13 protein-coding genes are annotated in these 13,761 nt (G+C 50.5%); 3 read left to right on the plus strand and 10 right to left on the minus strand.

Going from position 1 to position 13,761, the window contains the following annotated elements; genetic code table 11:
- Positions 1–26 precede the first annotated feature (26 nt).
- The 6 genes from acnA to topA form a co-directional block, all read right to left on the minus strand.
- The gene (gene acnA / locus HV346_RS12355; protein WP_181619642.1) at positions 27–2,702 is read right to left on the minus strand and encodes an aconitate hydratase AcnA; all 2,676 of its coding nucleotides are present in this window, start codon (positions 2,700–2,702) and stop codon (positions 27–29) included.
- A 166-nt stretch (positions 2,703–2,868) separates the two neighbouring features.
- Positions 2,869–2,985, minus strand: a complete 117-nt coding sequence (gene ymiC, locus HV346_RS23420; RefSeq protein ID WP_239006444.1) for a small membrane protein YmiC — start codon at positions 2,983–2,985, stop codon at positions 2,869–2,871.
- Positions 2,986–3,104: 119 nt separating this feature from the next.
- Complete coding sequence (locus HV346_RS12360) at positions 3,105–3,275, minus strand: hypothetical protein (protein WP_181619643.1); 171 nt, start codon at positions 3,273–3,275, stop codon at positions 3,105–3,107.
- A gap of 2 nt (positions 3,276–3,277) precedes the next feature.
- Positions 3,278–3,418: a YmiA family putative membrane protein gene (locus tag HV346_RS12365; protein WP_220131474.1), complete on the minus strand. Its 141-nt coding sequence runs from the start codon at positions 3,416–3,418 to the stop codon at positions 3,278–3,280.
- 337 nt (positions 3,419–3,755) lie between these two features.
- Positions 3,756–4,730 carry an HTH-type transcriptional regulator CysB gene (cysB, locus tag HV346_RS12370; protein ID WP_181619645.1) on the minus strand — a complete coding sequence of 325 codons (975 nt, stop codon included), beginning with the start codon at positions 4,728–4,730 and terminating at the stop codon, positions 3,756–3,758.
- A gap of 187 nt (positions 4,731–4,917) precedes the next feature.
- Positions 4,918–7,515, minus strand: a complete 2,598-nt coding sequence (gene topA, locus HV346_RS12375; RefSeq protein WP_181619646.1) for a type I DNA topoisomerase — start codon at positions 7,513–7,515, stop codon at positions 4,918–4,920.
- A 398-nt stretch (positions 7,516–7,913) separates the two neighbouring features.
- Between topA and HV346_RS12380 the strand changes: the two genes are divergently transcribed.
- Positions 7,914–8,165, plus strand: a complete 252-nt coding sequence (locus tag HV346_RS12380) for a YciN family protein (RefSeq protein ID WP_181619647.1) — start codon at positions 7,914–7,916, stop codon at positions 8,163–8,165.
- Positions 8,166–8,199: 34 nt separating this feature from the next.
- Here HV346_RS12380 and sohB read toward each other — a convergent pair whose 3' ends face one another.
- Complete coding sequence (sohB, locus tag HV346_RS12385) at positions 8,200–9,246, minus strand: protease SohB (protein WP_181619648.1); 1,047 nt, start codon at positions 9,244–9,246, stop codon at positions 8,200–8,202.
- Between the two features lie 252 nt (positions 9,247–9,498).
- Here sohB and HV346_RS12390 point away from each other — a divergent pair, with 252 nt between their 5' ends.
- Together HV346_RS12390 and cobO are read left to right on the plus strand one after the other, a co-directional pair.
- On the plus strand, positions 9,499–10,260 hold the full coding sequence (locus HV346_RS12390; protein ID WP_181619649.1) for a YciK family oxidoreductase: 762 nt from the start codon (positions 9,499–9,501) through the stop codon (positions 10,258–10,260).
- A complete protein-coding gene (cobO, locus tag HV346_RS12395; protein ID WP_181619650.1) occupies positions 10,257–10,847 on the plus strand; it encodes a cob(I)yrinic acid a,c-diamide adenosyltransferase in 591 nt (196 codons plus the stop codon). The genes HV346_RS12390 and cobO overlap by 4 nt, the downstream gene beginning before the upstream one ends.
- Positions 10,848–10,880: 33 nt before the next feature.
- Here the strand turns inward: cobO and rluB are convergent, their stop codons facing one another.
- The 3 genes from rluB to HV346_RS12410 form a co-directional block, all read right to left on the minus strand.
- Positions 10,881–11,756 carry a 23S rRNA pseudouridine(2605) synthase RluB gene (gene rluB / locus HV346_RS12400; protein ID WP_181619651.1) on the minus strand — a complete coding sequence of 292 codons (876 nt, stop codon included), beginning with the start codon at positions 11,754–11,756 and terminating at the stop codon, positions 10,881–10,883.
- A 249-nt stretch (positions 11,757–12,005) separates the two neighbouring features.
- Positions 12,006–12,437, minus strand: a complete 432-nt coding sequence (gene arsC, locus HV346_RS12405) for a glutaredoxin-dependent arsenate reductase (RefSeq protein WP_181619652.1) — start codon at positions 12,435–12,437, stop codon at positions 12,006–12,008.
- Between the two features lie 13 nt (positions 12,438–12,450).
- Positions 12,451–13,740: an arsenic transporter gene (locus HV346_RS12410; protein WP_181619653.1), complete on the minus strand. Its 1,290-nt coding sequence runs from the start codon at positions 13,738–13,740 to the stop codon at positions 12,451–12,453.
- Positions 13,741–13,761 lie beyond the last annotated feature (21 nt).

Genomic DNA, 13,761 nt, shown 5'->3' on the forward strand with positions numbered 1-13,761 from the left:
CGCCATTGCGCGCCGGGCACATCTCATCAATCCAGCATCTTGCGAATCATGTAATGCAAAATGCCGTCGTTCTGGTAGTACGTCAGTTCCGTTGATGTATCAATGCGACAGCGACATTCCAGTATTTCCGTTTTCCCGTCAGCACGCGTTAATTTCACCGGCACAGTTTTGCCTGGTTGCAACGTTTGCAGACCACTGATATCTATCAGCTCCTCCCCGTTCAGCCCCAGTGTTTTACGCGTGACGCCTTGCGGAAACTCCAGCGGCAAAATCCCCATACCAATCAAGTTCGAACGGTGAATACGTTCAAACGATTCAGCAATCACCACGCGCACGCCAAGAAGCCGTGGCCCTTTGGCTGCCCAGTCGCGACTGGAACCCGATCCGTACTCTTTCCCGGCAATTACCGCCAGGGGTGTACCTTCCTGTTGATAGCTTACGGCCGCGTCATAGATAGACACCACATCCTTGCCTGGCAGAAAACGGGTCATGCCGCCTTCTATTCCTGGAACCATTTCATTACGGATACGGATATTGGCAAAAGTACCACGCATCATCACTTCATGGTTCCCACGGCGTGAACCGTAGGAGTTAAAATCACGTCTCTCCACACCGCGCCCCTGCAGATAACGTCCCGCCGGGCTGTCGGCCTTAATACTCCCAGCGGGAGAAATATGGTCTGTGGTCACCGAATCCCCCAGCATGGCCAGAATCCTCGCGCTGCGGATATCTTCCAGCGGTTTTGGCTGCGCCTGCATGTCGTCAAAGAACGGTGAAAGCCGAATATAGGTTGAATCATCCTGCCAGCCATAGGTGTCGGACCCCACAACATCGATCGCTTTCCATTCTGGAGTCCCTTCAAACACTTCGGCATACTCTTTGTGGAACATCTCGGTAGATACCTTCTCAACAGCGCGTGCAATTTCATGCGATGAGGGCCAGATATCTTTGAGATATACAGGATCGTTATTTCGGTCATACCCAATGGGGTCTGAAACCAGGTTGATGTTCATGTTCCCGGCCAGCGCGTAAGCCACCACCAGTGGCGGCGAGGCCAGCCAGTTAGTTTTCACCAGCGGGTGAATACGCCCTTCAAAATTTCGGTTACCTGACAAAACAGCGCCAACCGTCAGATCGCCCTGTTTAATGGCCAGCTCGATAGGCTCCGGTAACGGCCCTGAATTGCCAATGCAGGTTGTGCAGCCATAACCCACCAGGTTAAACCCCAGCGCATCCAGAAACGGCGTAAGTTTCGCCCGAGCAAGGTAATCGGAAACGACTTTCGACCCTGGCGCAAGCGATGCTTTTACCCACGGTTGGGGCTTAAGCCCTTTTTCCACCGCCTTTTTCGCCAGCAATCCTGCCGCCATTAGCACACCAGGATTCGAGGTGTTGGTGCATGAGGTGATCGCCGCAATAACAACCGCGCCATCAGGCAACTGATACTGATGCCCGTTCATAACATAATCGACAGGGCGATGATCTTTTTTCGAAGCATTAAGCTCCAGTTCATTACTGGCCGCAAATGCCTTAGGTACATTGTTCAGCGCAACGCGATCCTGCGGACGTTTTGGTCCCGCAAGGCTTGGCTCTACGCTTCCCATATCCAGCTCCAGCGTACTGGTAAAGACAGGTTCGTCGCCCGGATTACGCCACATGCCCTGCGCTTTGGTGTAGGTTTCAACCAACGCTACCTGCTCCTCACTACGCCCACTAAGACGCAAATACTCAAGCGTTGCATTATCTACCGGGAAAAAGCCGCAGGTCGCACCATATTCTGGCGACATATTGGCGATCGTCGCGCGATCAGCTAATGGCAGCGAATCAAGACCGTCCCCATAAAATTCGACAAACTTGCCCACCACACCATGCTTACGCAGCATCTGGGTTACCGTCAGTACCAGATCAGTAGCCGTAATACCTTCCGGCAGTTTTCCTTTGAGTTTGAAACCGACGACGTCCGGAATGAGCATCGACACCGGTTGGCCAAGCATGGCGGCTTCAGCCTCAATGCCGCCTACTCCCCACCCCAATACGCCCAGACCATTGATCATCGTGGTGTGTGAATCGGTCCCCACAAGCGTATCCGGATATGCCACCCACGCGTCATCCTGCAATTCGCCCCAGATGGTTTTCCCCAGATACTCAAGGTTGACCTGATGGCAGATCCCCGTTCCAGGGGGAACAACGCTGAAGCGGCTAAATGCTTGTTGTCCCCATTTCAGGAACACATATCGTTCATGGTTTCTCTCCATTTCGAGGCGAACATTCTCGTTAAACGCCTCTTCATCACCGAAATGGTCAACGGTAACAGAGTGGTCAATGACAAGATCGACTGGCGAAAGCGGGTTTACTTTCGCGGTATCGCCCCCCAGGCGTTTAACGGCTTCACGCATTGCAGCGAGGTCAACAACGGCGGGAACGCCAGTAAAGTCCTGCATTAATACGCGAGCAGGCCGATAGGCAATCTCTCTGTCGGCATGGGCATGTTCCAGCCACCCCGCCAGAGCCCGAATATCATCGGCAGTAACCGATTCCTCATCCTGCCAACGCAAGAGATTTTCAAGCAGTACTTTCAGAGACTTGGGTAATCGGGAAATGTCCCCAAGTTGATCGGCGGCCAGCGGTAAGCTGAAGAAATGCCAGGTCTTATTCTTTGCCTGCAGCGTATCCTTACTGGCTTCGCGTAGGGTTAACGACATAAGCGCCTCCATAATCACAGAGATACCCTGATAATTATCAGGGCCGTAATTAAAGATAACACAAAGACGTCGTAACGTTTTGATAACAACCCAAATTGATAAATTCCTCTGGGTATTTAACTGCGAGAGAAATGTAAAAAACCCCGCCGTAGCGAGGTTTTATGATTCAGTTGAGGGTCAGCCAGAAAAGCTGACACCAGAACAAGAACGAGAGTGCAAAAGCACCGATCCAGGACCAGTATTTGAGAGCTGACACGTTATTCTTCAATGTAACACCAGACATGTATTTATTTAGCTTGTTGAGGGATGCACATTTCTATATTGATAATGTGTATTTATTAAAGAGTACAAAAGCGCAGGAACGTTCTTACAGCTATTACAGGAAAAGCCAAATTCACGACGTTATTGTTTTTTAGGTTCATCATCTGCGAAGACATCAATAAATGCCTGCTGTTGTGGTGTCAGTTTCCATGAGGCCGGTACACTTGCAACAGACTTTTCACGAACGTCATGGTTATGCTCGTTGTGCTGAGACACTTGCTTTACTGTTTCTGAACGTACCTGAACAGCCATACTTATCCCCAATATTTCCAGACCAGTAGTGCCACTATCACCCAAAACAGGGCAGAGACAAGAAACACCGCAAGCCAGGCTTTACGTTTAATCGCAGGATCCCGTTGCGGGTCTTCACTTCCTGACGGCATTGCTAACCTCATACAATCGACATCACTTATCATTTCGATACCAGACAGTGGCACAAGTAATTATGGACTGAGATAAATCCTAAAGAAACTTTAGCCGAAAAGCTAGCTAATTTACGCCTTCCCTCGAATGAAATATTCAATCTTTTGACCAGAAATAAATAATTGAAACGAATTATTTGCGGAGTCTGAATTTACTTTCTACTTTTGTCGCAAATTTGCGACAGTATAGCCTTATAGAGTAAAAGGGCTATGACATTATATGGCAGTCATGTGCAGATGATGATAATTCTAATTTAGGTTTAAGAGGATATTTCGGTATCTTTCCGTAAGGGAAAGATACCGGGAGTGATTATTTGGCTGGCAGTTTAATGTCTTTAAACATCTCTTCAATGTCTTCATTAGAACGCAATGCAACGGCAGTATCGACCACATCACGAGTTAAATGCGGAGCAAAGCGTTGAATAAAATCATACATATAACTGCGCAAGAAGGTGCTACGGCGGAAACCAATTTTGGTTGTGCTATGGCTGAAAACATCATGCGCATCCAGCCTGACTAAATCCGGGTCGGAAACAGGGTCAACCGCCATACTGGCGATAACCCCAACCCCAAGCCCAAGACGCACGTATGTTTTAATGACATCAGCATCGGTGGCGGTAAAGACAATTCGCGGGGTTAATCCTGCGCGGTTAAAGGCCGTATCCAGTTCCGAACGCCCGGTAAACCCGAAGGTGTAAGTTACCAGCGGATACTGCGCCAGTTCCTCAATCGTGACCGATCCCTTCCCTGCCAGAGGGTGTTCTGGTGTCACGACGATAGAGCGATTCCAGTGGTAACACGGTAGCATCACCAGATCGTCATAAAGATGAAGCGCCTCTGTCGCAATGGCAAAATCGGCATTACCTTTCGAAACCGCCTCAGCGATTTGCGTCGGAGAGCCTTGATGCATATGCAGAGAAACGCGCGGATAGCGCTCAATGAAGCCTTTGATCACGCCAGGCAAGGCGTAACGCGCCTGCGTGTGGGTGGTGGCGATATACAATGAGCCTTTATCCGGCCAGGTGTGTTCGCCCGCTACGGATTTGATCGCATCAACTTTTGAGAGCACTTCTCGCGCGATACGAATAATTTCCTGTCCGGCAGGGGTAACTTGCGTAAGGTGCTTACCACTACGGGCAAAGATCTGAATGCCTAATTCATCCTCCAGCATGCGAACCTGCTTACTGATGCCGGGTTGCGAGGTGTATAGACCTTCAGCGGTAGAAGAGACGTTAAGGTTGTGGTTTACCACCTCAACGATATAGCGAAGCTGCTGTAGTTTCATGCCAGACCATCCGATTTAGCGCACGCGGTCAATCGCTTAAGACGATTTGATAATAAGAAAAGGGTTAACTATAACCACTATATCATTTATAGCCTGACTGTATAGTACGGAACAAAAAATAATAACGTAGTAATAAAAAAGGGCCGAAAATTCGGCCCTTTCAGAGGTAAGTTACGGTAAGTGTAGATTATTTCTTGCCTTCAACCCATTTACCGTCGACGAAGAATGCTGACCAGCCTGTTGCTTTGCCCTCTTTCTCCGCTGCAACATATTGCTGCTTTGTTTTACGGCTAAAGCGTACGACAGTCTTGTTGCCTTCGGGGTCTTGCTGAGGTGCATCAGCCAGATAACGCAGTTTCTCTGGCATACGATCGCGGAACCGATACAGCTCTTCAACCAAAGGTGCACGCGTTTCGCGCGATTTCGGGAAGGTGTTCGCTGCCAGGAAAACGCCGGCTGCACCATCACGCAGGACAAAATACGCATCTGATTTTTCACACGGCAACTCAGGCAGCGGAACCGGATCTTCCTTCGGCGGCGCAACTTCACCGTTACGCAGGATTTTACGCGTATTCTTACACTCGTCGTTGGTGCATGCCATGTACTTTCCGAAACGCCCCATTCTCAGGTGCATTTCAGAGCCACACTTTTCGCACTCAACAATCGGGCCATCATAGCCTTTAATGCGGAACTCACCTTCTTCAATCTCATAACCATCACAGGTCGGGTTATTACCACAGACGTGCAATTTACGTTTTGGATCGATCAGGTAACTGTCCATCGCCGTACCACATTTCTGGCAACGACGCTTAGCGCGCAGGGCGTTGGTTTCAGCGTCATCACCTTCCAGGATATTGAGAACTTCGTTCTCAGGCACAAGGTTGATGGTGGTTTTGCAACGCTCTTTAGGCGAGAGCGCATAGCCAGAACACCCCAGGAAAACACCTGTAGTTGCAGTACGGATCCCCATCTTGCGGCCACAGGTCGGGCAATCAATGCTGGTCAACACCATCTGGTTTGGCAGCATACCGCCCTCTTCAGGATCTTTCTCAGCTTTATCCAGTTGGCTGGTAAAGTCGCTAAAGAAACTGTCGAGTACCTTTTTCCATTCCGCCTGGTGGCTGGCAACCTGGTCCAGGCTGTCTTCCATTTGCGCGGTGAAATCGTAGTTCATCAACTCGCGGAAGTTTGCTTCCAGACGGTCGGTAACAATCTCACCCATTTTCTCAGCATAGAAACGACGGCTTTCGACACGGACGTATCCACGATCCTGAATAGTTGAGATGATGGATGCATAGGTTGACGGACGACCAATCCCACGCTTTTCCAGTTCTTTGACCAACGACGCTTCACTAAAACGTGCAGGCGGTTTGGTGAAATGCTGCGCTGGAAGCAGTTCAACCAGCGACAGCTGATCGCCTTTATTTACCGCTGGTAAAGTTCGGTCTTCATCGCCTTTACGCAGTGCAGGCATAACTTTCGTCCAGCCATCAAAGCGCAGAATACGACCACGCGCTTTCAGACGGAAATCACCTGCCCCAACGGTCAGCGTGGTGGAATCATATTTCGCCGGTGTCATCTGACACGCCACAAACTGACGCCAAATCAACTGATACAGCTTCTGTGCATCGGCTTCCATGTCTTTGAGCGATTCAGCTAACACCGCAACATCAGAAGGACGAATCGCTTCATGCGCTTCCTGAGAGTTCTCTTTGCTGGCGTACTGGTTGGCGTTTTCAGGCAAGTACTTTTTACCAAAATTGTCGCCAATGTAATCGCGTACCATGTTGACAGCGTCCTGACTCAGGTTTGTTGAGTCGGTACGCATGTAAGTGATGTAACCCGCTTCATATAAGCGCTGTGCCATCATCATGGTTTTCTTCACGCCATAGCCCAGACGCGTACTCGCCGCCTGCTGCAATGTTGACGTGATAAACGGTGCACCCGGTTTGCTGCTGGTCGGCTTATCTTCACGATCCAGTACCTGATAACGTGCTTTTTCCAGCAGCGCCACAGCGGCCATTGTCTGGTCGCGATTTTCAGGTCGGAATGGTTTATCGTTCTGATGACTGACCTGTAACGGCAGAGCATCACCACCAGGCGTGGTGACATTGGCATCAATTTCCCAAAACTCTTCCGGCACAAACGCTTTGATCTCGCGTTCGCGTTCAACAACAAGACGCACCGCGACGGACTGGACACGTCCCGCAGAGAGACCACGTGCAATTTTTTTCCACAGGAGCGGAGAGACCATATAGCCAACGACACGGTCCATAAAGCGGCGTGCCTGCTGTGCATTTACACGGTCGATATTCAGTTCGCCAGGCTTTTCAAACGCCTGGCGAATGGCATTCTTGGTAATTTCGTTGAAGACAACACGGCTGTAGCGTTTCTCATCGCCGCCGATCACTTCCCGCAGGTGCCATGCAATGGCCTCCCCTTCGCGGTCAAGGTCGGTTGCGAGATAGATGTGGTCTGCTTTCTCAGCAAGCTGCTTCAGCTCGTTAACGACTTTCTCTTTGCCGGGCAGCACTTCGTACTGTGCGTCCCAGTTGTGCCATGGGTTAACACCCATGCGGTTGACAAGCGCGCTACGTTCATCCTTTTTAGGCTTTTTAGCCCCTTTGGTGGAGGTAGAGTCTGCGCTCTTTTTGCTGGCTGAGCCACTGGTCGGCAAATCGCGGATATGACCAACACTGGATTTAACCACGTAGTCACTACCCAGATACTTATTGATCGTTTTGGCTTTTGCCGGGGACTCAACGATGACGAGAGCTTTACCCATATTCACCTTTACCTAATTTAATTCTTCCAGGAATACGCCGCACGTTGATTTCCCTTCCGCTGACGACGAGCCATTGATATAGCGACTGCGCCAGGGGATATCAACCCCTTGAACTTACCGGACGTCAAAAAGACTCCATCCAGGTAATTGAGTTATCGGGCTTTTTTTCACATCAAAGTGACTGCGTGACGACTCTCAGGTCGAATGTCAAGCAATTCTATTGCCAGAATGACGAAAGCGCACACTGTACCTGATAAAATTCGTTACGCAACTTTATTAGCATGCAAAAGCAAATCACGCCAGCCTCACCCTCAGCACTTACCCCTTTGCATAACAGGGAATATTTGCCCATAAAGCGCCCCCGGCGTAGACTATTGTCACTGTTTAAGGAGTGGATTATGCAGAAAACAACCCAACCTATTGACCGAGCTTCTCTGCTCATTGAAGCGAACAAGTTGATTCGCAGCCATGAAGATACCCTGGCGGGAATCGAAGCGACTGGCGTTGAGCAACGCAACGGTGTGCTGATTTTCAGCGGCGAATACTATCTTGACGAACAAGGATTACCCACCCCGAAAAGCACCGCGGTGTTTAACATGTTTAAATACCTGGCGCATACGCTTTCAGAGAAGTATCACCTGGTCGATTAATGCAAAACGCGAGGCTCAAGCCTCGCGTTTTTGTTTACAACAGTGGTTTCTGACCGCGCTGTAACCAGCGCAGCAACAGTTTATCGGCACTCTCTGCCGCGCTGTTAGTAAAGCGGTCGAGCATTCTCTTACGTTGCGTAAATCGCACACCGACCAGTTCACGGCCTTCCATCAGGTTCAGCAGCAGATCGTCACTCGTTCCGACATCATCCACCAGCCCTTTCTCCTGCGCCTGCACCCCGTACCAGTGTTCACCGGTCGCCACGCTCTCAATATCAAGAGCAGGTCGCATGCGCTGAACAAAATCTTTAAAGAGGTGGTGCGTTTCGTTAAGGTCTTCGCGGAATTTTTGACGACCTTCATCGGTATTCTCACCCAGCAGCGTCAACGTGCGTTTGTACTGCCCTGCAGTATGCAATTCAATATCGATCTCTTTGTTTTTCAGGAATCGATTGAAGTTAGGGATCTGCGCGACCACGCCGATGGAACCAATAATAGAAAACGGTGCAGCCACAATTTTGTCGGCGACACAGGCCATCATATAACCACCACTCGCCGCCACTTTATCTACGGCAACCGTCAGTGGGACCTGTTTCTCCCGCAAACGCTGTAATTGCGATGCTGCCAGTCCGTAGCCATGCACAACACCACCAGGGCTTTCGAGACGCAAGACAACCTGATCCTCGGGTTTCACAACAGCCAGCACGGCAGTCACTTCCTCGCGCAAAGAGGTCACTTCATGCGCATCCATACTGCCTTTAAAATCCAGAACATAGACACGTGGTTTAACATCATCCTGCGTAGTGTGTAATTTTGCTTTTGCCTTAGCCGCCTTAGCGTCCTGCTTGAGCTTTTTCTTTTGTGCTTTCAGCCATATTTTCTGTTGATGGCTATCGAGCAACGCCAGGGACATCTCTTCCTGCATCTCCTTATATTGCTCACTTAGGCGGGTAATACGTAACTCACCACGCTGACGCTTACGTTGCGTCAGATTGGCAACCAGAACAGCGATCACCGCGATAGCAATGACTATCGTCGCGATTTTGGCCAAAAATAACCCATATTCAGAAAGTAATTCCACGCGTTCCACCTTGATTTAACCACGATTCTTTCACGCCAGTGTACAACAGCGATAGCCAGGCGTCTCATTCGTGACAATACCTGTGCGCACCGCTTTCCGGAATCCCTGATTGTGGTTGAAATATTTGCAAATTGTTAATTTTGCAGCGAAGCCTCCTGTAGACTGATTGAATTCTCGCGCTATTTCGGGCATAAAGCCGAAAAGTGATAAAAAGCAGGCGCAATTTATGCGCAGTGTGCCAGAGGAGTCACCGTGCACTATCAACCGCAAAAAAATCTACTGCAAAACCGGATCATTCTTGTGACAGGGGCCAGCGATGGCATCGGTCGTGAGGCCGCCCTCACATACACACGCTACGGGGCCAGCGTTATCCTGCTTGGTCGTAATGAGCAAAAACTGCGGGATGTGGTGCAAGAAGTCGAAAATGCAGGCGGCGCGCCCGCATCGTGGTATACGCTCGATTTGTTAACCTGCACGCCGGAATCATGTCAGGAGCTTGCACAGCGTATCGCCGCGCATTACCCCCGCCTTGATGGCGCTCTGCATAATGCCGGGCTTCTTGGCGAGGTTCGGCCGATGGATGAACAAGATCCCATAATCTGGCAGCACGTTATGCAGGTCAACATTAACGGAACATTCTTCCTGACACAGGCATTGCTTCCTTTATTACTTAACTCAGATTCTGGTTCCCTGGTCTTTACCTCATCCAGCGTTGGCCGCGAAGGGCGCGCGAACTGGGGAGCCTACGCGGTATCCAAATTCGCCACAGAAGGCATGATGCAAGTCCTGGCAGAGGAGTATCAAAGTCGCCATCTTCGGGTAAATTGCATTAATCCCGGCGGAACACGCACTAAAATGCGTGCCAGTGCATTCCCTGAGGAAGACCCGCAAAAACTCAAAACTCCGGCAGAGATTATGCCGCTCTATCTTTGGCTAATGGGCGACGACAGCCGCCGTAAAACGGGCATGACATTTGATGCCCAACCAGGTCGTAAACCGGGGATTTCACAATGAGTGAAGAACGTCATCAGCAACGCCAGCAACGTCTGAAGGAACAGGTCGACGCCCGCGTCGCTGCAGCCACGGATGAGCGTGGGATCATCATTGTTTTTACCGGCAATGGTAAAGGGAAAACAACAGCGGCATTTGGTACAGCCACGCGAGCCGTGGGTCACGGTCAGAAAGTGGGTGTCATCCAGTTCATCAAAGGTGAATGGCCAAACGGTGAGCGAAACCTGCTGGAACCGCACGGCGTGGAATTTCAGGTGATGGCGACAGGCTTCACCTGGGACACGCAAAACCGTGAAACCGACACCGCGGCCTGTCTTGCGGTCTGGGAACACGCGAAACGAATGCTGGCTGATCCGGCCTTAAACATGGTCCTGCTGGATGAGATTACCTATATGGTGGCCTATGACTACCTGCCGCTAAATGACGTACTGGAGGCATTGCAGCGTCGTCCGGTTCATCAGACGGTAATTGTGACAGGACGGGGCTGCCATCGGGACATTCTGGAGATTGCGGATACCGTAAGCGAATTGCGTCCGGTTAAGCACGCGTTTGATGCAGGTATCAAAGCGCAAATTGGTATTGATTACTAAAAAAACCCGGTCGAAATAACCGGGTTTTTCATTTTAACCGTTGTTATTACGGCTGCCCGAGCGACGATTAGTGCTCACCTGGCTATGGCGTTTCACTGCGCGGCGGATTTGATTCGCCTTCATGCGACGGCGGTCTTTCTCAACCGCCACTTTAGAGGCGGTTTCCGGCGTCAGTTCAACCAGTTCACGCAGGTAGTTGGTCTGCTCTAAATCCAGCTCGGTATAACCGCCTCGCGGCAAACCTTTCGGTAAGAGGATATCGCCATAACGAACGCGGATCAGTCGGCTCACCTGCACGCCCACGGCTTCCCACAAACGACGTACTTCGCGGTTGCGTCCTTCGGTCAGCGTGACGTTGTACCACTGGTTAATGCCTTCACCGCCGGTAAATTTGATCGTTTTAAACGCTGCAGGACCATCTTCAAGCTGGACACCACGTGACAGGTCACGCAGTTTGTTTTCATCGACCTGGCCGAAGACACGCACAGCATATTCACGTTCAACTTCACGGCTTGGGTGCATCAAACGGTTTGCCAGTTCGCCATCGGTGGTAAACAGCAGCAGCCCACAAGTATTTACATCCAGACGGCCCACGGCAATCCAGCGAGCACCACGTAGTTTCGGCAAACGGTCAAACACTGTCGGGCGACCTTCGGGATCATTACGGGTACAGAGTTCACCTTCAGGCTTGTAATACGCCAATACGCGGCAGATCTGCTCAGCGGATTCTTTAACCGAGATGAGATGTCCATCAATACGGATTTTCAGTCCAGGCAAGATTTCAACGCGATCGCCCAGCGTGGCGATTTTACCGTCCACACTCACGCGACCGGCTTCAATAATTGCTTCAATTTCACGGCGTGAACCGTGGCCGGCGCGCGCCAGCACTTTCTGTAATTTCTCGCTCATTGAGCTTCCTCAGATGTCGCCTTCACAGGCGTCTTATATACTTTCAAAAACAATGAGTTGGAAAAATATTAACGTAACTCACTGCTATATAACTCTTGCATGTTACATACGTGCGGCAAACCATACGCCACACGTTATGAATCGTGGGCGCACATACTACATGAATTTTAGCCTAAATGATTCAACAAGTTTCGCCCGCTCAGTTATTCACGCGCGCGCCCTGTGCTGAAGACATCTAATCTCTACTGATTATTTTGAAATCAGTCGGTTGCCAGCATCGTCAACGACCTTTTCACCGTCTTCTTTTTCAAACGCCCCCCGTTGATGATCAGGCAAAATATCGAGGACGACTTCGGAGGGTCTGCATAACATTGTCCCTAATGGTGTCACCACTATAGGACGGTTAATCAGAATCGGATGGCTCAACATCGCTTCAATAAGTTCTTCATCACTAAACCGCTCCTCGGCTAAACCAAGCTCGACGTAGGGTTCCACGTTCTGGCGCAACAGCGCGCGTGGGCTGATCCCCATGGCGCTGATCAATTTCCTGAGCGTATCCCGATCCGGTGGCGTTTCCAGATAAAGGATCACCGTAGGTTCAACACCGCTATTGCGAATCAACGCCAACGTATTACGGGAGGTTCCGCAGGCTGGATTGTGGTAAATGGTGATATCAGTCATAACGTTTCTCGTATCAGAGGGAAATCGACAGGCGGAGAACCAGCGCGCAGAGGGTAACAAACAACACAGGTATCGTCATAACAACGCCAACCCGGAAATAATAACCCCAACTTATTTTGACGTTTTTCTGAGCAAGAACATGCAACCAAAGTAATGTGGCAAGGCTACCTATTGGCGTGATTTTGGGGCCCAGATCGCAGCCAATCACATTGGCAAAGATCATGGCTTCCTTAATTATGCCGGAAGCGGTACTGCCCTCAATTGAGAGCGCACCAATCAGTACGGTAGGCATGTTGTTCATGACAGATGACAGGAATGCTGTCAGAAAGCCGGTTCCCAGTGCCGCAGTCCAAATCCCTTTACTCGCAAGCTGATTCAGCATGCCAGAAAGGGAGTCGGTCAGTCCTGCATTGCGCAGACCATAAACCACCAGGTACATCCCTAACGAGAAAATGACAATCTGCCAGGGCGCGCCACGGAGTACTTTACCTGTGTTAATTGCATGACCGCGTTTCGCCACCAGAAAGAGAATGAAAGCCCCGGCTGCAGCAATAGCGCTCACCGGGATCCCCATCGGCTCCAGAACAAAAAAGCCCGTCAGCAACAGAAGGAGTACTATCCACCCGGTCCTGAACGTTGCGCTATCTTTTATGGCGTCTGCCGGTATTTTCAGCCGCGAGCGCTCGTAGACGGCTGGAATGTCACGGCGAAAGAAGAGATGCAGAACCGCGAGTGTTGTCGCAATAGCAGCAAGATTGACCGGAACCATCACCGAAGCGTAATCGCTAAACCCCAGTTTGAAAAAGTCAGCAGAAACAATGTTCACAAGGTTCGAGACGATAAGCGGCAAACTGGCCGTATCAGCAATAAATCCTGCCGCCATGACAAACGCCAGGGTCGTTGCCTGGCTAAAGCCCAACGCCAACAGCATGGCTATCACAATCGGTGTCAGGATCAGTGCAGCGCCGTCATTGGCGAAAAGCGCGGAAACGGCAGCGCCCAGCAAGATAATGTATGAAAATAAGCGCCTCCCGCTCCCCCTTCCCCACCGGGCCACATGCAATGCACACCACTCAAAAAAACCTGATTCATCCAACAACAGGCTGATAATGATGACGGCGATAAAAGCCGCAGTCGCATTCCAGACAATGTGCCAGACAACGGGAATATCGTTGATCTGAATAACCCCTGAGACCAGAGCCAGAACAGCACCCAATGAGGCCGACCAGCCAATGCTAAGGCCTCGAGGTTGCCAGATGACAAACACGATGGTGAATACAAAAATAGCGCCTGCCAATAACATCCCGGTCTCCTGCCTTACTAT

The sequence above is a fragment of the Enterobacter sp. RHBSTW-00994 genome, assembly GCF_013782625.1.
In the GTDB taxonomy this organism is placed as follows: domain Bacteria; phylum Pseudomonadota; class Gammaproteobacteria; order Enterobacterales; family Enterobacteriaceae; genus Enterobacter.